Source organism: Glaciimonas immobilis, assembly GCF_011947285.1.
Classification (GTDB): Bacteria; Pseudomonadota; Gammaproteobacteria; order Burkholderiales; family Burkholderiaceae_D; genus Glaciimonas; species Glaciimonas immobilis.
Genome location: NZ_JAAOZT010000012.1, coordinates 1 through 20,184, shown reverse-complemented (window position 1 = coordinate 20,184; position 20,184 = coordinate 1). Strand labels below are relative to the sequence as shown.

15 protein-coding genes and 2 tRNA genes are annotated in these 20,184 nt (G+C 51.3%); 11 read left to right on the top strand and 6 right to left on the bottom strand.

What is annotated here, in order from left to right; translation table 11 throughout:
- Positions 1-255: 255 nt before the first annotated feature.
- Both HAV38_RS17205 and HAV38_RS17200 read left to right on the top strand, forming a co-directional pair.
- Positions 256-3,432 carry an efflux RND transporter permease subunit gene (locus HAV38_RS17205; RefSeq protein WP_168056628.1) on the top strand — a complete coding sequence of 1,059 codons (3,177 nt, stop codon included), beginning with the start codon at positions 256-258 and terminating at the stop codon, positions 3,430-3,432.
- Entirely contained in the window at positions 3,432-4,847 is a 1,416-nt protein-coding gene (locus HAV38_RS17200) for an efflux transporter outer membrane subunit (RefSeq protein WP_168056627.1), read from the top strand. Before HAV38_RS17205 ends, HAV38_RS17200 begins: the two co-directional genes overlap by 1 nt.
- A 172-nt stretch (positions 4,848-5,019) precedes the next feature.
- On the opposite strand, the gene HAV38_RS17195 is transcribed toward HAV38_RS17200, so the two are convergent.
- A complete protein-coding gene (locus HAV38_RS17195) occupies positions 5,020-5,667 on the bottom strand; it encodes a DsbA family oxidoreductase (protein WP_168056626.1) in 648 nt (215 codons plus the stop codon).
- 203 nt (positions 5,668-5,870) lie between these two features.
- The gene (locus HAV38_RS17190) at positions 5,871-6,431 is read right to left on the bottom strand and encodes a DUF1439 domain-containing protein (RefSeq protein ID WP_245182418.1); all 561 of its coding nucleotides are present in this window, start codon (positions 6,429-6,431) and stop codon (positions 5,871-5,873) included.
- A 521-nt stretch (positions 6,432-6,952) separates the two neighbouring features.
- Here HAV38_RS17190 and mnmH point away from each other — a divergent pair.
- The 6 genes from mnmH (at position 6,953) to phnE (ending at position 12,800) form a co-directional block, all read left to right on the top strand.
- Positions 6,953-8,014: a tRNA 2-selenouridine(34) synthase MnmH gene (mnmH, locus tag HAV38_RS17185; RefSeq protein WP_168056624.1), complete on the top strand. Its 1,062-nt coding sequence runs from the start codon at positions 6,953-6,955 to the stop codon at positions 8,012-8,014.
- 69 nt (positions 8,015-8,083) lie between these two features.
- Positions 8,084-9,196 (top strand): selenide, water dikinase SelD, encoded by a 1,113-nt coding sequence (gene selD, locus HAV38_RS17180; protein ID WP_168056623.1) that lies wholly within the window; start codon positions 8,084-8,086, stop codon positions 9,194-9,196.
- 103 nt (positions 9,197-9,299) lie between these two features.
- Positions 9,300-10,178, top strand: a complete 879-nt coding sequence (locus HAV38_RS17175; protein WP_168056622.1) for a putative selenate ABC transporter substrate-binding protein — start codon at positions 9,300-9,302, stop codon at positions 10,176-10,178.
- A gap of 25 nt (positions 10,179-10,203) precedes the next feature.
- Positions 10,204-11,094 (top strand): phosphonate ABC transporter ATP-binding protein, encoded by an 891-nt coding sequence (locus tag HAV38_RS17170; RefSeq protein ID WP_168056621.1) that lies wholly within the window; start codon positions 10,204-10,206, stop codon positions 11,092-11,094.
- A 3-nt stretch (positions 11,095-11,097) separates the two neighbouring features.
- On the top strand, positions 11,098-11,952 hold the full coding sequence (locus tag HAV38_RS17165) for a PhnE/PtxC family ABC transporter permease (RefSeq protein WP_245182416.1): 855 nt from the start codon (positions 11,098-11,100) through the stop codon (positions 11,950-11,952).
- 29 nt (positions 11,953-11,981) lie between these two features.
- The gene (gene phnE, locus HAV38_RS17160; RefSeq protein WP_168056925.1) at positions 11,982-12,800 is read left to right on the top strand and encodes a phosphonate ABC transporter, permease protein PhnE; all 819 of its coding nucleotides are present in this window, start codon (positions 11,982-11,984) and stop codon (positions 12,798-12,800) included.
- A 96-nt stretch (positions 12,801-12,896) separates the two neighbouring features.
- Here phnE and HAV38_RS17155 read toward each other — a convergent pair whose 3' ends face one another.
- From HAV38_RS17155 to aat, 3 genes are all read right to left on the bottom strand, one after another.
- A complete protein-coding gene (locus tag HAV38_RS17155; protein WP_168056620.1) occupies positions 12,897-13,946 on the bottom strand; it encodes a quinone-dependent dihydroorotate dehydrogenase in 1,050 nt (349 codons plus the stop codon).
- A gap of 254 nt (positions 13,947-14,200) precedes the next feature.
- A complete protein-coding gene (locus HAV38_RS17150) occupies positions 14,201-14,926 on the bottom strand; it encodes an arginyltransferase (RefSeq protein WP_168056619.1) in 726 nt (241 codons plus the stop codon).
- A gap of 161 nt (positions 14,927-15,087) precedes the next feature.
- The gene (aat, locus tag HAV38_RS17145; protein ID WP_168056618.1) at positions 15,088-15,813 is read right to left on the bottom strand and encodes a leucyl/phenylalanyl-tRNA--protein transferase; all 726 of its coding nucleotides are present in this window, start codon (positions 15,811-15,813) and stop codon (positions 15,088-15,090) included.
- 623 nt (positions 15,814-16,436) lie between these two features.
- Between aat and HAV38_RS17140 the strand changes: the two genes are divergently transcribed.
- Complete coding sequence (locus tag HAV38_RS17140; protein ID WP_168056617.1) at positions 16,437-18,752, top strand: putative bifunctional diguanylate cyclase/phosphodiesterase; 2,316 nt, start codon at positions 16,437-16,439, stop codon at positions 18,750-18,752.
- A 155-nt stretch (positions 18,753-18,907) separates the two neighbouring features.
- Here the strand turns inward: HAV38_RS17140 and HAV38_RS17135 are convergent, their stop codons facing one another.
- Positions 18,908-19,480 carry an NUDIX hydrolase gene (locus HAV38_RS17135; protein WP_168056616.1) on the bottom strand — a complete coding sequence of 191 codons (573 nt, stop codon included), beginning with the start codon at positions 19,478-19,480 and terminating at the stop codon, positions 18,908-18,910.
- Positions 19,481-19,702: 222 nt separating this feature from the next.
- Between HAV38_RS17135 and HAV38_RS17130 the strand changes: the two genes are divergently transcribed.
- Together HAV38_RS17130 and HAV38_RS17125 are read left to right on the top strand one after the other, a co-directional pair.
- Positions 19,703-19,779, top strand: a tRNA-Met gene (locus HAV38_RS17130).
- Between the two features lie 172 nt (positions 19,780-19,951).
- Positions 19,952-20,028 (top strand) — tRNA-Met (locus HAV38_RS17125).
- Positions 20,029-20,184 lie beyond the last annotated feature (156 nt).

Below are 20,184 nucleotides of genomic sequence, written 5' to 3'. Positions count from 1 at the left end.
TCAACGCGGTTGGCGCGCCGTGGAGGCTAGTCGGCCCACTCCCGGCCAGCATCCACGGAGCATTCATCATTTTAGCTATCGATCAACCGAAATAACCGGCAACGCCTATGACGGGTACGTCAACTGCCGATTCACCTGCAACTGCAACGTTCACCATCGCTTCAGCAGCTATAGCCTTTTTGGCGGAATCGATTTTTTACCAATTTCGTATACCAGCTTTATATGTCACGCTTTAAGTAAATCAAGGGATTTTTAATGGCACATTTTTTTATTGATCGTCCCATCTTTGCCTGGGTGCTGGCCATAGTCATCATGCTTGCCGGGGTGCTGGCAATTAATACGCTGTCGCTGGAACAATATCCAGACATCGCACCGCCTAAAGTAAATATCCGCGCAACTTATAACGGTGCTTCGGCGCAGACGCTGGAAGATTCTGTCACGCAGGTGATCGAACAGCAAATGAAGGGCTTGGATAATTTGGAATACATGTCGGCGACCAGTAGTTCGGCTGGCGCCAGCACTATCTCGCTAAGCTTTAAAGCCGGTACCGATCCCGATGTGGCGCAAATGCAGGTACAAAATAAATTGCAGCAAGCCAGTTCACGTTTGCCGCAAGCAGTGCAAAACACTGGCGTGACGGTGACGCGGTCATCGACTGATATTTTAATGATTGTATCGCTGGTCTCAGATGATCCCACAGTACGCGGTATGGATATCGGGGATTACATCCGCAGCACCTTGGAAGACCAGATCAGTCGGGTTGAAGGGGTGGGCGATGTCACCACCTACGGCACGAGCTATGCAATGCGGATTTGGCTGGATCCGGCCAAACTGCAAAAATATGCACTCATGCCTTCCGACGTTACGAGCGCCTTGCGGGCGCAGAACACAGAAGTCTCGGCAGGGCAGTTGGGGAATTTGCCTGCGGTACCAGGACAAGAACTTAACGCCACCATCACCGCACGCAGCAAGCTGAGTACGGTCGAACAATTCCGTCAGGTGATAGTGAAGTCTGCCAGCGACGGCGCGGTGGTAACGCTTGCTGATGTCGCACGCGTGGAACTCGGGGGTGAAAGCTATAACATCACTTCCCAGCAAAATGGAAAGCCGTCAGCAGCGATCGCGATACAACTGGCTTCAGGCGCAAATGCGGTGGCGACATCCGAGGCGGTACTTTCCAAGATAAAGGAATTGGAGCCATACTTTCCGGCTGCTTTGAAGCTTAAAAGCGCGATCAGTTACGATACGACGCCTTTTATCAAAGTATCCATCAGGGAAGTCATCAAGACGTTGCTGGAGGCGATCGTTCTGGTGGTGTTGATTATGTATCTGTTCTTGCAGAGTATACGTGCAACGTTTATTCCGGCAGTTACGGTGCCGGTAGTGCTGCTTGGTACTTTCGGCATTTTGTCGTTGTTTGGTTATTCCATTAACACGCTGACGATGTTCGGCCTGGTACTGGCAATCGGCTTGTTAGTTGACGATGCGATTGTGGTGGTGGAAAACGTCGAGCGCTTGATGCAGGAAGAGCACCTTAGCCCACGTGAAGCGACCCGCAAATCGATGACCGAAATCACTGGTGCGCTGGTAGGGATTGCGATTGTTTTATCCGGGGTATTTATTCCGATGGCTTTCTTTAGCGGTTCTACAGGCGTTATTTACCGTCAATTTTCGATCACGATTATTTCTGCGATGGGTTTGTCCGTGCTGGTCGCATTGACGTTGACGCCAGCGTTGTGTGCCACTTTGCTGAAACCGCATACACCAACAACAGATCAGGAGCGCCAGCGCGGTTTCTTTGGTTGGTTCAATCGCTTTTTTGAACGCAATGCCAGGCGCTATCAATCCGGTGTAGCCGGTTTCTTGTCACGCGGTCGTCGCAGTTTATTGTTATATATTCTGATCGTCGGTGTCATGGCGGTGTGCTTTCTGCGTTTGCCTACTTCATTTTTACCCAACGAAGATCAAGGTGTATTGATGGCGCAGATAAAGCTGCCGGTTGGCGCTACGGACCAGCAGACTGCCGCTGTCATGCGCACCGTGCAACAGTATTTTCTTAAACAGCCGGAAGTAATTGAATCGCTATTGACCATCAACGGTGCCGGATCCGGTGGTAATAGCCAAAATAGCGCCCGCGCTTTTATCAAACTGCAAGACTGGGACAAACGCACCGCCACTTCGCGCAGCGCGGCGGCGATTGCTGAGCGCGCTAATATCGATTTGAAAAAAATCCGTGAAGCGAACATTTTTGTCGTGTCACCGGCTGCTGTGCGTGGGTTAGGGCAAAGTTCCGGTTTCAATTTTGTATTAAAAGATGTGGGCGGCGTCGGCCATGATGCGTTGATAGCGGCGCGCAATCAATTCATTAGCATGGCCCAAACCAGCAATCAAATTACCGGTGTTCGTACCAACGGGTTGGACGATACGCCACAATTTCGGATCGATATCGACGATAGTAAAGCCAATGCATTGAATCTCAACGTCGACGATATTAACAGCACGCTATCGACCGCGATGGGCGGGACTTACGTTAATGACTTTCTTAATAACGGTCGCGTCAAGCGCGTGTATGTGCAAGGCGACGCGCCATTCCGTATGCAACCAGCTGACCTGAGTCATTGGTATGTGCGTAATGCGATGGGTCAGATGGTGCCGTTTTCGTCATTTGCCAGCAGTCGCTGGACCCATGGTCCATCGTTATTGGAACGCTATAACGGCGTGTCATCATTTGAAATCATCGGTCAGCCTGCGGAGGGTGTCAGTTCCGGCGCAGCGATGCAGGAAGTCGACAATATCATGAAGAAAATGCCAGCCGGCATTTCCATCGAGTGGACCGGCGCATCTTATCAAGAGCGAATGTCGGGCGCACAGGCCCCGTTGTTGTACGCACTGTCGATCTTGTTTGTCTTCCTTTGTTTAGCGGCGCTATATGAAAGCTGGACCGTACCGTTTGCGGTGATTATGGTGGTGCCGTTAGGCGTGGCGGGCACGGTATGGTTCACTGGATTTCTGGGCCTGTCCAATGATGTGTATTTTCAGGTGGGCTTACTGACAACGGTGGGCTTGTCCGCTAAGAATGCGATTTTGATTGTTGAGTTTGCCAAGCAATTACATGAAGCCGGTAAGTCTTTATTAGAAGCGACGCTGGAGGCGGTGTATTTGCGTTTGCGTCCAATTTTAATGACATCCTTAGCCTTTATGTTTGGCGTACTGCCGCTAGCAATTGCCAGTGGTGCCGGTTCTGCCAGTCGTCGTGCAATTGGCACGGGCGTGTTGGGTGGCATGATTGCCGCAACTATCTTTGGTATTTTCTTCGTTCCACTGTTTTATTTTCTGATTAGTAAAGCCGCTCATCAATACGCGGGTTGGAACCAAAAGCGGCGCACAAATCAGCACGAAACCGAATCCATAATGCAACAGGAAGGTATTTGATGTCCAGCACTCCCACATCCCCAATCGCATTCAGGGTCTTGCCCATCGTGCTGGCATTGTCTCTGGGAGCCTGCGTCAATTTGGCCCCGGATTATGCGCAGCCAGTTGCGCCGGTTTCACCTGTCTGGTCGCATGCCGTTCTGGTGGATGACGGCCAGAAATCAGCGCTACAAGATATGGCTAGCAGCGTAGAGTGGCAACAATTCTTTCTGGATAAGCGTTTGCAGGAAGTGCTCGCGCTGGCGTTAGAAAATAATCGGGATCTGCGGATCGCGGCATTGAACATCCAGAAAGCACGTGCCCAATATCAGCTTGAGGATGCTGAGCGCTATCCCGCGTTGACTAGTAATGTCGGTAGCACTGTTGCGCGCAAAGGTAGTCCTACAATTGCACGCGAACATAATGTTAATGTAGGTATCAGTAGTTACGAGTTGGATTTTTTCGGACGTCTGCAGAATTTAAGCACGGCAGCGCTTGAAACCTATCAGTACAATATCGAAACCCGGCGCAGCACGCAGATTAGTTTGGTGGCAGAAGTAGCTAATGCCTGGTTAACACTCGCCGCCGATAATGAACGGTTGGCATTGACCCGTGCTACGCTCAAAAATCAGCAGCGCTCCTACGCGTTAATCAAAGGCAGCCACGCTATTGGGGTGCGCTCAGGGCTGGATTTGGCAGAGGCGCATACCAGCGTAGAGGCCGCGTTAGCTGCCGAGTGGGCCTATATCAATTTGGTCGCACAGGATGCCAGCCGTTTGAACCTGCTGGTCGGCGCATCGGTGTCGGCTACGTTATTACCGGATACTATTCCCGATAGCGCAACGATGCTGTTATCCTCGCCCGCAGAATTACCCTCTAATCTTCTCCTGCGTCGGCCAGATGTGCTGGCGGCGGAACACACGCTGATCGCCGCTAACGCCAATATCGGCGCGGCAAGGGCGGCATTTTTTCCTAGTATTTCACTGACCGCGCAAGGCGGCACCATTAGTAGTAGTCTTTCCGGATTGTTTGCGGCCGGAAGCGGTAGCTGGTTGTTTATGCCAGCGATCACGTTGCCAATTTTCAATGCAGGCAGTAACAAAGCAAGCTTGGCGGTTGCGGAAATTATGCGCGATATTGATGTTGCTAACTATGAAAAAACTATTCAGGCGGCATTCAAGGATGTCGATGATGCACTGACCGAACGCGGCACGTTGCTAGGCCGACTAGCAGCGCAACAGCGGCTCACCGATGCCAGCACCAAAAGCTATCAACTGTCAGATGCACGCTATCGCAACGGCATTGACAGCTACCTGAATACGTTGGTATCACAGCGTTCGTTATACAGCGCGCAGCTGGATCTGATTGCGTTGCGACTGATTGAACAAGTCAACCGGGTTACTTTGTATCGGGCAATGGGAGGCGGGTGGCAATGAGACTTCCTTCAGAACCTACTGCGCGGCATGAATACTGCCGCAGAATTTCAATTCTGCGGTGCTCGCAATCCTCATGGTCTAAAGTACATGCCGGTTGCTGCGCTCCGTGCGCCTTGTCTTCACGGCGCTCGCTCCGGTTCTCAAGCAAGTCTATTTCCGCCATGCCCAAAAATCACACGGTAGCGGCGATTTCTCGTAACACCCGTTCAAACTCTTCTGTTGGCTGCCCGCCTTGAATCAGGAAGCGGTCATTGATAATCACCGCCGGTACAGAGTGGATCCCGCTGTCGAGATAACGGCGCTCCTGGGCCCGGACTTCTTTCGCGAACGTATCGGACGATAAAATTTCTCTGGCTTTATTGCTATCGAGTCCCACTGATTCCGCTAGCGCTATCAGGACGTGATGATCGCCCGGATTTTTTCCTTCGGTAAAATAGGCATCAAACAGCGCACGCTTGAGGGCGATTTGCTTTCCTTCCAACTCGGCCCAGTGCAGTAAACGATGCGCATCGAAGGTGTTGTAGATGCGACTACGCTTGTCCATATTAAAGACAAAGCCGCCTTTTGCCCCGCGCTCGCGGATCATATTGCCGCTTTGCTCCCGTTGCTCCGGGGTTGAACCGTATTTTTCGGATAGGTGCTCGCCTATGTCCTGGCCTTCGGGTGGCATGTCCGGATTTAGCTCGAAAGGCTGAAAATGCAGTTCGGCGGCGATCTCGGGCCCGATGCTGGTCAGCGCTTCTTGCAGAGAATTCAATCCGATCACGCACCATGGGCACGAAACATCGGATACAAAGTCTATTTTCATTGGTGTTGTCATATCGCGCTCCTTGAGTTATAGGTGTCGTTTTGCGCGGTGCGTAGATCGCTAATATTGATGCTAGCCATGTTGGCTGTCCAAACTGGCCGTCCGGATTGGCCGTCCCCACCGTCGCTTTTACCTCTTTACCAGTTTATATGGGTGCCATTTTTATGGAATGCAATAGATGGGTCCGATTGAAATGTCGCTTGAAGTTGCAGCGCTCAGGTTTCTTTGACCTGCACTACAATGCTGTCTGCCTGCATGGTGATGGTTCCGGGTTCAAAGGTTTTTTGGCCTAAACGCAACTCGTCGGGCTTGAACGTGTAGATTGGATAATTGTTTAACACTTGCTCGGCCACGACTGCGCCGATGGCATTTAATTGTTGCGAATATTGTGCGCCGACGCTGCCGACGTCCACCCGATCTACGCGCGGTGCGTCCAGTCGAATTGCGCGGGTTGGCGGATCGTATTTGAGGCGACTGCTGAGTGTTAGCGTGCCAGTGATAGGTGTCGCCAGCAGAAGATTGCTGATAACCTTTAAATTAAGGACCGTCACGATGCGATTCTCGGCAACATTCATCGCCAAACGTGGATGGCTCAAGTAAATTTCAAATATCTGCGCGTATTGTAAGGTCGCAGGAAATTGCTGTTCTATCGCCCGTTGTAAAACCGGCAATGGTAATGTGTAGTCGTTAGTCCATACGTTATATCCCGCGCTCGCCGCGGTTTTGCTGGCTGTCAGACTGATGAGCGTCACGCCGGTAAGGCATGTGGATAGCATGGCTTTAATCAGTCTACGTCGTCTTGATTGCATGGCGATGTCGCTTTCGGGATGATTTTTGAGACTGGTTGGTAATTGCGCAATCTATTATTAGGTAATCTGTGCGTTGCATTAATATGGCCAGCGGACTCTTTGCTCTTTGGCCGTTCGGCAAGTTATAGACAATCAACGTCGTCTGCCAGTTCAGTATTTAATGCCTCCCCGCAAATGATCATTGATAGACTTGTACTGGAAAACCACTTCCTACCAGAGAGCCTCATGCGTTTATGCCAGTAAAGTTCAGGCAACTAATTCTATGCAACTAATCTCATGCAACTAATTTTATGCAACTAATTTTATGCAACTAATTTTATATATACTGCAGGCTTTGCGCAGCGGACATAAAGCTGTTACATAATACAATCATGCTAGTCGTTGCAATTGTGCAATAGTTTATTTATTTTTAGTGACGATTTGTTCTCACACCAAGCCATGCCAGATAATTTTAACTCCCGATCCTCGCTTTCCGAAAAAGCCGCAACATGAAGTATCCAGCGCTACTGTCTTTTGCCGATATCCTGCCGCAACTGGAGGATTTCGATGCAATTATTGATGCCCGCAGCCCGGGCGAATTTGCCGAGGATCACATTCCCGGCGCTGTTAATTGTCCGGTGCTGACTGATGCCGAAAGAGTGCAAGTGGGTACCATGTACAAGCAGGTAAATGTCTTTGAGGCCAAAAAATTAGGTGCTGCATTGATTGCCCGCAACATCGCTACGCACATTGAGACGTTATTTATTGATAAGCCCAAGGATTGGAAGCCGTTGATTTATTGCTGGCGTGGCGGTAACAGAAGTGGTGCGATGGCGCATATTCTCGCAAAAATCGGTTGGCCGGTGGTCCAGTTGGACGGCGGATATAAGGAGTACCGCCGTCATGTCAGCGCAAGTCTGGCGGAGCACGCGGCACGTTTTACCTATAACGTGGTGTGTGGTCCCACCGGCAGCGGGAAAAGCCGTTTGTTGCAGGTGCTGGCGTCGCAAGGCGCGCAGGTACTTGATCTGGAGCAATTAGCTGCACATCGTGGTTCGGTGCTCGGCAACCTGCCGACGACATCACAACCCTCGCAAAAAGCTTTTGAGAGTAGTATTTGGCACTTATTGCAACATTTTGATCCGGCCTATCCTGTTTTTGCGGAGTCGGAAAGTAAAAAGGTTGGCAATCTGCGGGTTCCAGACGCGTTGATGAATAATATGCGCGGTTCGTCCTGCATTGCGCTTGCGCTGGCACAGCCGGATCGGGTTCAATTGCTGATGGACGACTATCTGCATTTTGTCACCGACCCAGCTTTGTTAAATACGCAGTTAAGTTGTCTGACTGCGCTACACGGGCGGGATACGATAGCGCGTTGGCAAAAAATGGCGCTTGATGGCAATATGGAAGAATTGGTTGAGGCGTTATTGGTTAAGCACTATGATCCGGCCTACTTGCAGTCGATCAAACGTAATTTCGCGCAATTCGGTGATGCGCAAGTGCTGGAGTTACCCGATATTTCCGATGAGGCGTTTGAGGCAGCGGCGCGCGCGTTGCATCGTCCGGTATGACGATCCCTTTGCGGACACGTTGCAGCAAATCCATCTATATTTACTTAGTTACTTTATTGGAGGATTGACATGACCGATCAAATTGTTGATAGCGCCGCCCCGAGCAGTGGACCCACGACCACGTCGCCGGTCAAGTTGACCTCTTTCTCCCACGGCGGCGGTTGTGGGTGCAAGATTGCACCTGGCGTACTCGCGGAGATTTTGAAAAATTCTACGGGGTTTGCGGTGCCGAAGGAGTTAATGGTCGGCATTGAAACCGCCGACGATGCTGCGGTCTACAAATTGAACGACCAGCAAGCGTTGATTGCAACCACTGATTTTTTTATGCCGATCGTGGATGATCCTTATGATTTTGGACGTATCGCGGCCACTAATGCAATTTCCGACGTGTATGCGATGGGCGGGACGCCTATTATGGCGCTGGCATTGGTCGGCATGCCGATTGATAAATTGCCGATAGAAGTGATCGGGCGCATTCTTAAAGGCGGCGAGTCGATTTGTGCCGAGGCTGGCATCCCTATTGCTGGCGGCCACACGATTGACTCGGTAGAGCCGATTTATGGCCTGGTGGTACTGGGATTGGTGCACCCATCCAAAATTAAACGCAATGCCGGGGCCAAGGCGGGTGACAAGATTATTCTGGGCAAACCCATTGGTGTCGGGATCTTGTCAGCGGCCCTAAAAAAAGACGCGTTGGATGCTCAAGGTTACGCGGCGCTGATCGAGAACACCACCAAACTGAATAAGCCGGGTAAACTGCTGGCGGAGCTGGATGGCGTTCACGCGCTGACCGATGTCACCGGGTTTGGGTTATTGGGACACTTGCTGGAACTGGCGCGTGCCGCCAAACTGACCGCAACGCTGAACATGCAACAGATTCCTTTGCTGCCTGATGTGCAGCGTCTGGCTGAACAAGGTTATATCACGGGTGCTTCAGGACGCAACTGGGATGGCTACGGTCATGAAGTGGCGTTAACTGAAGGCATCACTGCGGTGCAAAAAGCGCTATTGTCGGACCCGCAAACATCCGGCGGATTATTGGTTGCCTGCGCACCTGATACGGTTGATGCAGTGTTGGCACTATTCCAGCGCGAAGGTTTTGCCGCTGCTGCAGTGGTGGGCGAAATGGGTGAAAAGGACGACGCGCAAGCAAACGTTATCGGTATAAACGTAATGCCGTGACTTTGGCACCCGGTGCAGCGCACCCTCGCAAAGTTGCTGAATAAAATACCTGATTGTTTTCACTGTTTTATATAAACATTACTTTACAGCCTAAGGCCGCATTATGACTCGACTTTATTCTCTGTCCGGTATGAAATCGTTATTAGCAACCGCGTTGGCTGCACTCTCGCTGAGCGCCACCGGTCTGGTGTACGCACAGCAAGTGTTGCGCGTATCGGCGATTCCGGACGAGGCACCGACCGAGTTGCAGCGCAAGTTTAAGCCGCTAGGCGCTTATCTTGAGAAAAAGCTGAACATGAAAATTGAGTTCACGCCCGTGACCGACTATGCCGCGTCGGTCGAAGGCCTGATCAACAACAAGCTGGACATGGTTTGGTTTGGGGGCTTTACCTTCGTACAGGCAAATGCGCGTAGCGGCGGCAAAGTCATTCCTATTGTTCAGCGCGAAGAAGATCAAAAATTTGAGTCAGTGTTTGTTACAACCAATAAATCGATCAACAAACTGGAGGATTTGAAAGGTAAAAATTTCACTTTCGGCTCTGAATCCTCCACATCCGGCCATTTGATGCCACGCTTTTATTTGCTGGCCGCACACGTTAATCCTGACGTCGACATGAAGCGTATCGCCTTTTCGGGCGCGCACGATGCCACCGTCGCTGCCGTCACAGGGGGCAAAGTGGACGCTGGTGCTTTGAATATCTCGGTATGGGAAAAGCTGATTGCCGAAGGCAAGGTTGATCCAAAAGTCGTGCGCGTGTTTTATACCACGCCGGGTTATTACGACTATAACTGGAGCGTCCGTTCGGATATGAATCCAGTGTTGCGCAAGAAGATCACGGACGCATTTTTGGCGTTAAATAAAGATAATCCGCAAGACAAAGAAATTCTCGATTTGCAGCGGACCACGCGGTTTATCACGACCAAAGCGGAAAACTATACTTCGATTGAAAGTGCGGCGCGCAATGCCGGTTTGTTGAGATAATCCGTACTCGGTCAACATTTTTAACATGACGCTTACCTTACTTAATCTGTCCGTCCGTCACCCCGGCGCTATTGATGCTGCGCTGGCGTTGCGAGATTTGACGTTGACCGTTGATCAGGGAGAGCAAATCGCCCTGATCGGGCCATCCGGCGCGGGCAAGACGACATTGCTACACACACTGGCCTGCGCCCTGAAACCCGATCAGGGCAGCATATCTTTATTTGACAACGACCCGTGGGATTTGAGTAGTGCCGCCCGGCATGCAATGCGCGCCCGGCTTTTTTTGGCACCGCAAACGCCACCATTGCCGCCACGCCAACGTGTGGTCAGCGCGGTACTGGCAGGGTTATTACCGGGGTGGGGGTTTTGGCAGGCGTTAAAATCATTGGTCAAGCCGGTTGACCCGGTTGCCGCTTTCAATGCACTGGCCAAAGTCCAGTTGCAGGATAAATTGTACGCGCGCGTGGATCGTTTATCCGGGGGTGAGCGCCAGCGCTGTGGGATCGCCCGCTTGTTGATTAGTCAGGCGGATTTGTTGTTGGTGGATGAACCGCTCTCTGCGCTGGATCCTGCGTTGGCATTGCACACTTTGGCGGTACTGCAACAGGAAGCCACCGGGCGGGGCGCCACGCTCATCTGTAGTTTGCATCAGGTTACTTTGGCACGGTCTCATTTTCCCCGGATTGTAGGGCTGCGGGACGGCCGTATTATGTTTGATGCTGCGCGCGATGATGTGACCGATGCCATGATTGATGCACTGTATCGCAACCACAATAGAACGATCGATGACTTAAATTATTCAAACGACACCGGCGCTGCGCAGGATAACGAATATTTTGCGACGGACCCAAGTGATGCATCGGCACCAAGACCAGCACCAGCGCTGGTGCCGGGCGCATTAGTTCCGCGTTGCTAAGTTATGCGCCCACATTCCGTGATGGTACCTTTAGTGCATACTGATCGATATCGGGACCCTGCCTGGCGTGGCCGGATCATGCTCACCATCGTCGCACTTTTGCTTTTATGGCCGATGTTGGTCCTCAGCGAATTCAAACCCTGGACCTTGCTGGACGCTCAAAGTCTGAATGCGACCGGCACATTTCTCTCTAGTTTTGTTCCTCCTGCACACTCTCTCGCCTTCCTGAGAATGGTTGCCAGTGCCACATGGGAAACCGTCGCCATGGCCACGGTCGGCATGACGCTGGCGATGCTGGCGGCGATACCCATGACGGTGCTGATCACCGCGCACTTATCGATATCTCGCATAGGCACGGGCCGCATGGGTTGGCTGGCCCAATCGGTCCGACAGCTAGTGCGCTGGCTGTTGGTATTGTTGCGTAGCGTGCCCGAACTGGTGTGGGCTTTGTTAATGGTGCGGATCGTTGGTTTAGGCCCAACCGCCGGTGTGATCGCCATCGCATTGACTTATTGCGGGATGCTGGGGAAGGTGTATGCAGAAATTTTGGAGTCATCCGATTCGCATGCGACCGACACCTTGCTAAAGAACGGCAGCGGGCGTTTGACCGCATTGGTATATGGCGCGCTGCCGGAGTGCGCAGCGGAATTGGTGTCGTACACTGTTTATCGCTGGGAATGCGCCATCCGTGGCTCGGTAGTAATGGGCTTTGTCGGTGCGGGCGGTCTCGGTCAGCGTATTGACGAATCGATGAAGATGATGGCGGGCGCCGAGTTGTCGACCATGTTATTAGTATTTGTATTGTTGGTTGCGAGTGCGGATGCGGTCAGTAAAATGTTGCGCGGGAGGCTGGAGTGAAAATAGCGATCGATCAATCTACGTCCTCTATGTCGGTCCGGTTGCCTGACCCGCCGCAAGTACCTCAGTTACCGTTAGCACCGCGTTGGCGGTTTTCAACCGTTGCATTGTTGTGTGGCTTGCTGGGCTTGGTTGCAGCAAGTTTTCTTTCTCTTTCATTGATGTGGAGTGCGTTTTTTACGCAAGAGGCGCTACGGACGACCGGTGAATTTTTGCACGGGTTTGCGCCACCGGATATCAGTGTGCCTTTTTTGCGTAAGATCGCGCTGGGCACGGCGGAAACATTGTCGATGTCGGCGCTGGGGACAGTCCTGGCGGCCTTTGCCGGTGTCGCACTAGGGTTGGTGGCCAGTGGTCGCTTCGGCACTATTGCACGGGCTGGCACCAGAACGTTGCTGAATGTCTTGCGCTCCATTCCTGAACTGGTGTGGGCGTCGATTCTGCTGATCGCGGCAGGTCTGGGACCATTCGCTGGCACGATGGCGTTAGCGGCGCATACGTCCGGCGTGTTGGGGCGGTTGTTCGCTGATGCCTATGAAAATACTTCGCCGCTACCCGAGTCCACGTTGCGGACCAATGGCGTACGCGCTTTGCCGGCGTTTTTATATACCACTTTGCCGCAGACGTTGCCGCAAATGATGTCGTATACATTGTATCGGTGGGAAAATAATATTCGTGCTGCAGCGATACTGGGCGTCGTTGGTGCTGGCGGTCTGGGACAGATGCTGAAGTACCATCTGTCCCTGTTTCAGATGCATCAGGCCGCTAGCGTTATTGTTGCGATGCTGGTCATGGTCGCAGCGGTCGACGGCATCAGCTTCATCCTGCGGCGCGCTATGACGCGATAGGCCCATCCCGGCATGTATGACGCACACTTGTTCGCTTCTAGTGCCAATTTGGTACCCTTATGGCAAATTATGCCTATCCTTATTCCGAGACGCCTGTTATCTCAGTGGTCTTTTCCGAAGCGCGTTGGCGCATTCCCGTATGAGTGCCGGTCCGCGATAGATTAGTCCGCTATAAAGCTGGACTAATGCTGCGCCAGCCGCCATTTTTGTTTGTGCATCTGCGCCGCTCAAAATGCCACCGACGCCAATGATCGGCACGCTATCGCCTAGCTCTGCGCGCAGTTGACGTACTACGGCATTGGATAACTCAAACACCGGCGCACCGGACAAACCGCCAGCTTCGTTTTCATGTGGCAGCCCCTTGACAGCATCGCGCGTGATGGTGGTGTTGGTCGCGATGACGCCGTCCATCTTGTGTCGCAACAAGGCAGCGGCGATTGTTTTAATTTGCTCTGCATCGATATCCGGTGCGATTTTTAATGCCACGGGGACATACCGTTTATGCTGATCTGCCAATCTTTGCTGGGCGTCCTTGAGTTGCGCTAATAGCGCATCAAGCTCGGACGCACCTTGTAATTGCCGCAGGTTTTTGGTGTTGGGAGAAGAAATATTGACGGTGACATAACTTGCATAAGGATAGACTTTTTCAAGGCAATGCAAATAATCGTCTGCAGCATTTTCAATCGGCGTTGCTGCATTTTTTCCGATATTCAGGCCGAGCACGCCGGTGCCTTCTTGATAGAATTTCGACGATTGCACGTTTTTGACAAAAGCATCAACGCCGCCATTATTAAATCCCATACGATTGATAATGGCATTGGCCGCTGGCAGCCGAAACATGCGCGGACGCGGATTGCCGGGCTGGCCTTTTGGGGTCACGGTACCGATTTCAATTGAACCGAATCCCAAAGCCGCCAATGCATCAATAGAGGCGCCATCCTTGTCAAGACCAGCGGCTAATCCGACCGGGTTGGGGAAGGTAATGCCCATCACTATCCTTGGATCAGGGGCTGGTTTTGTTATCAGCGCGGTGAATCCCAGTGAGTCAATGCGGCGTAATCCGGTCATGGTCAGATGGTGCGCTGCTTCGGCGTCGAGGGAGAATAGGGCGGGACGGGCAAGGGAATACAGGAATTTTGAAGGCACGATAGTTGAGTAGTGTGGAATTTGTAGTGTGCGTCGGAGGGCTGCGTTGAGTAACTTGAGTAACAGAGTAACACTCACATAACTAAAAAGAGCGGCGGAACTGCACTGCAGAAGGCGGCAATAATTGCCCTATTTAGTTATTTGGTCATTCCGCTAACCTGGTAGTTGCTAAAAGTCGCAGATACCGACGGCTAATTCATTAGCCGACTTATGCGTAAATTATGCGGGGAAATTTTAATATTTGGCGTAATCGACTATTCTAACGCACGCCACTTGTTTTCCTGTAGCGCTTCCAATGGCCTGAAGTTAATTTTGTAAGCCATTTTGGGGCTGTCCTTGATCCAATAGCCTAAATATACGTAAGGCATCGCCAGTTGTTGGGCCTGTTTGATTTGCCACAAAATGTTGTAAGTACCGTATGACGCACCGGCAATATCAGGATCGTAGAACGTGTATACCGACGACAGGCCATCATTAAGGACGTCGATGATACTGACCATTCGCAAGGTACCATCGTGCTCTCTGAATTCAACCAAACGGGTGTTGACTTTGCTTTGCAACAAAAACTGTGCATATTGATCTCTGCTGTCCTGATCCATCCCGCCGCCCGCATGGCGAGAAATTTGATAGCGCAGATACAACGCGTAATGCTCGTGCACATAGGCGAGGTTAGTCACCAGGCCGGTCAGATGGCGATGCTTTTCCCAGGCGCGGCGTTGGCTGCGATTGGGAGTAAATGTATTGACCAGCGTCCGCACCGGCGTGCAGGCACGACAGCCATCGCAACACGGGCGATAAGTAAAAATACCACTGCGACGAAAACCATTTTTCACCAGCTCGGAATAAACATCTGCGTTGATCAGATGAGATGGTGTCGCCACCAGCGAACGCGCCTGCCGACCGTCCAGATAACTACAGGCGTAGGGCGCGGTGGCATAAAATTGCAGGGTTGAAAATGGCAAATCTTGTAAGTGTGTCATATCGTATCCTGACCTCTTCGATAACGCTAATTTACACCGTGAAGGCGACGCTGCTCCAGATGAACCAGCTCACCAATTCTTTCATCGTATGATCGATTTTACTAAGCTTTTGCCAAACACGCTCCTTTTTGGATTGTTTGTGTTTGCTTTTCGGTAGCGTTTTAATCAGTGAACAAACTCATTGGCCGCCAGTTACGGATTTGCGGGTACTGGATTGCTTCCTGCAAATGATGCATGAACGCGTCGCGAGAAATCGGCGTCGCGCCAAGTGATGCAAGATGAGGGGTTTCTTGCTGACAGTCAATCATCCTGACACCGTTTTGGCGTAGAAAATGTACGAGATAGGCCAATGCTATTTTAGACGCGTCGGGAACGCGGGCGAACATCGATTCGCCATAAAACATACGACCAATACTAACGCCATACGCACCACCGACCAGTTTGCCGTCCAGCCATACTTCGGCAGAGTGAGCGTATCCCAAATGATGAAGCGCGCGATAACCCTCAACGATTTGCTCTGAAATCCATGTTCCCTGACTGTCGCGCCGTGGCGCTGCGCAGGCGCGCATAACCTGCTCAAAAGCAAAATCAAAGCGAATCTGCCAGCGCCGCTCGCAGGTGCTGCGATGAATTTTTTTTAGGGTCTTCCGTAAACTGGGGGATATCTTAAACCGATCCGTTTGCAGCACCATACGAGGATCTGTACTCCACCATAAAATAGGCTGGTTTTCAGAGAACCAGGGAAATATCCCATGCCTATATGCATTCAGCAAACGCTGGGGAGATAAATTTGCACCCGCCGCCAAAAGCCCGGGGGCGCCGTCAGCCTCGCTTAACGCTTCCGATACATCGGGAAATGGCGTATCAATTTCTAACCATGGAATCATTGCAACAGCCTCGTCGATCGCGCCTCAATACCGCGTATATTAGTGTGCTTGAGAGCCTTTTGTGATATGTTTCTCATAATTAATCTGTATTGTTTGCAGTGCTAGGCGCTCCCAGCCTGTGTCGTAATATAGGGGTAGTGGCGCGTTGATGTCATGTTAATAGTGTGTTAATTTGGCGTAAAAAAATACAAGCTGTTGGTAGTGCTTTAAGCGACCCACATTTAGTCGGCAGAGATGCGAAACGGGGAGTAACTTCCCGAGAATTCGTTCACGCTCTTGCTGCGAAGACGTGATGGGTGGGTAGGGGGGTCCTAAAATCCTCATGGTCTCAGGACCATTCCGGTTTCTCCGCGCTATTTTTACCCACTGGCGCTCGCCCGGTGCATCGTAAATAAGGCTAAGACGATTTTGCCATAATAATGACGTTTACCGTGCGCGCACGTTTTAGATTTGAGTTGCGCTAGAACGGGATTAAATTACTTCTGACGCACCAGGAAGGTGCGTTTTCAGCGATCTAATGCGATTCAAGGGCGAAATTTCTCGCTTTTGAGAAGTTATCGGTGGCCTCAAAGTTGCAATGCAACATTACATTTACTTTATCCAAGACATTGAGACGAGCCTTTATGCATGATTCCTCTCCCTCGGCCCTATCGAGCGATTTCGTGGACAGTTCGCAGAATTACCCAGTCACGCCATTATTGCAACCGGTCCTTGTTCAGGCGCTTGCAACAGATTTTAGCGAACAGGCTGCCTCGTTCGGACGTTGGTGGTTCCACGTCGATTCTGGTCAATTGGTCCTCTCCGCAAATGCCGCTATCATGCTCGGGGTAGAAGCAGGCTGGTATCCTGCGTTAGAAAGCTGTTTTGTGCATGTGTTATCGGATGACTTACCTTTGTTGCGCGCTGCGTTGCAAGCCGCGACTACAGGCGGACAGTCGATTGAGAATGAGTTTCGCGTCATACGCAAAATCGACGGGATGCGCTGGTTTCGGCTGTTGTCGTCACCTCAATTATCGGGACAGCAAATATTGCGGAGTGGTTTGCTTATGGAGATGACAGCCTCCAGGCATGCAGCTATCCGTGAACGCCTGAGCTTCGAGACCACCCAATTTTTGCTCAGTACGGATACGCTCGGAACAGCCGTCACAAAAGTGATTAAGCTTGTCTGTGAAAATTTAGGATGGGAGTGGGGAGCGTACTGGGGACTGGAATCCGATCAGGCGCAATCTGCCGCGCTTATTTGTAAAAATTACTGGCATGATCCTGCATATCCTCTTGATGCGTTCACAGAAGAAAGTTGTCGGGAGAGGATGGAGGCCGGCGTGGGTGCGATTGGTAAAGTGTGGCAAAATGGCGAAGCCAGCTGGATTGAAAATATGGAGGCCACGCCAGGATTTCTCCGGTCCAAAGATGCTGCCAAATCCGGGTTGCAGTCAGGTTATGTTTTTCCAGTCGTTTATGTGACGGAGGGCGGTCAACGGCATAGCCCCGGGGTACTGGAATTTTATAGCAAACTTGCACGTCAGCGCGAAGCGCAGTTACCTTTTCTCTCTGCAACAATCGGCGTCCTGATTGCCCAGACCGCACAACGCCTGGAACAGGAAGAAACCATCCGGCATTTAGCGCAGATTGATGGTTTGACCGAGTTAGCCAACCGAACGTATTTTTATCGCCTGCTCGATAATACATGTGAAGAATCCACCGTAGCCGGTAAATCTTTTGGTCTGATATTTATTGATCTGGATCGCTTCAAACCCGTCAATGATGCATTTGGTCATGAGGCGGGTAATGTCGTGCTGCATGAATTTGCACAACGCTTGCAGGCGCTGGTGCCAGCTGGAAGTTACGTTGGTCGACTCGGTGGTGACGAGTTTGCGATTTTGCTAATCCCGGGGCTGTCGACGCTGCCGCTTGGAGACATGTTGTCGACGGTGGCGGGGGACGTGCTGACCGCGGCGCGTACGCCGTTTAAATTCGATGGCAACGATATGACGGTGTCGGCCAGCGTAGGCATCAGTGTGTTCCCCGATAATGGCGTGAGCAGTCCGGAGTTGTTACGTAGCGCGGACGCGGCTATGTATCGTATTAAAAAAAGTGGGCGAAATGCGCTCAGTTTTTTTTCGAACAGTACGTCGCACACGCTTGCGGCGCAGCAGTCCGATGTCGCACAGCGCATGACGATGGAGGCAGAGTTGCGTCAGGCGCTTGTCGACAATGCTTTCTTTCTTGAATACCAGCCTATATTCCAAGGTGACGAGCACCACATGCAATCGGTTGAAGCGCTTATTCGGTGGCGCCGCGCCAGCGGTGAGGTGGTGCGGCCCGATATTTTCATTCCAATTGCAGAGCAAAGTGCGCTCATTGTTAATATCGGGCGCTGGGTGTTGCGCCAGGCTTGTCACGATCTTGCTCACTTGCATCGGGCCGGTTTTAGCGACCTCCAGATGCATGTGAACATGGCCGCGCCGGAATTTACCAGCACCGATTTGCCGGATGAGTTAAGCGTCGTTCTAGACGAGTTTGGCATCGCGACCCATCATCTTTGCCTGGAACTCACAGAGGGCATGTTAATGCATCAACCGGATAAAGTGATTCCTGTGATGCGCGCTTTGCGTGAGCTTGGTGTAGGGATCAGTCTGGACGATTTCGGCGTCGGTTATTCGTCGCTGGCGCGCCTCAAAAGGTTACCTATTTCGTCGATCAAAATCGACCGCTCTTTTGTTCACGGTTTGCCGGACTTGACCGAGGACAGGGCGATCGTGCGTGCAATGATTGAGCTTGGGCGTCATATGAACTTAAGCGTCATTGCCGAGGGCGTGGAAACCGAGGAGCAACTAACCTTTTTGCGGCAACACGGTTGTAGTCTTATTCAGGGTTTTATCTTGAGTCGCCCAGTGCCGCTGGATGTATTGATTGCTAGCTACAATCCGCTGGAGTAGCGGCTAAATCGGAGGGGGACCCCATTGCGGCATGATACGTTGATGGGATTGTTCATGTATATATTTCTCCTGCCATCATTAAAAAGTTAGCAGAGAGTAAAGGTGGCTGTTGCTAGCTTTTCAGTTCGCCACACCCGATAAAATTTCATTACAACTTATTTGCTGCGCATCGGCTTGTAAATATCGTTGGTGTGCAGTGAAAACTGGCCACCCTCTTTTTGCACTCGTTTGAGGTCTGCAAAAAAAGATTTTAGCGTGTAGGTAACCGTTGGAAACGCAATATCTTCCCACGGTATTTGCGCTTCAGTGAACATCTCCACCTCAAGACTTTCGATACCGGCCACGTAATCGAGATCAAGCAGCGTCGCACGATAAAACAAGTGTACCTGATGCACGTGCGGCACATTGATCATGGAAAATAGCGTATGTAATTTTATTTTGGCGCCAGCTTCCTCCTCGGTCTCGCGGCGTGCGGCGTCCTCCGTGGTTTCATCGTTTTCCATGAAGCCAGCCGGTAGCGTCCAGAAGCCAAGACGAGGCTCTATTGCACGTTTGCAGAGCAAGATGCTGACTTCGCCCTGATGCTCCCATACGGGGATAGAGCCAACCACCATCTTGGGATTTTGATAGTGAATTGTTCCACAATTGTCACAGACAAAGCGTTGGCGCGTGTCGTCCGCGGGGATTTGCAAAGCCACGGGGTGGGCGCATTCGGAGCAGTATTTCATAGGCGGTGAATTAAGGTCTGAGCGCAACGTTTTGAAAGCACACCATCGCGCATGAAAGGTTGAAGGGAACTGGTATTATAGAATTAGTACTGAAACAGAATATCTTCGTTTGATAGACGATTCTACATGAGAGTGAAGTGTATCACTGCGCAATGTAAATGCGCTTTTCATCCATACCGGTTGCTTTTTTAATTAATCCGCTATATACTCTTTTTCCTCAGACGCGGGGTGGAGCAGTCTGGCAGCTCGTCGGGCTCATAACCCGAAGGTCGTAGGTTCAAATCCTGCCCCCGCAACCAGATTTAAAATATCAGAGAATATCCTGATGTTGTAGCGATTCACGAAAATTTTTCCCAGCATCGGGCGCGTCTAACCTACCTAGAAATGCAACACGCATTTACCAGGCAGTGTAAGGGTGGTAGTAACGCACAATGTCGCTGGGGAGTCGACGTAAGTTCTAAAAAATACAGACGCGGGGTGGAGCAGTCTGGCAGCTCGTCGGGCTCATAACCCGAAGGTCGTAGGTTCAAATCCTGCCCCCGCAACCAGTAGCAAAAATATCAGAAAATATCCTGATGTTGTCAGGATTTACGAAAATTTGTCTCAGCATCGGGCGCATCTAACCTACCTAGAAATGCAATACGCATTTACCAGGCAGTGTAAGGGTGGTAGTAACGCACAATGTCGCTGGGGAGTCGACGTAA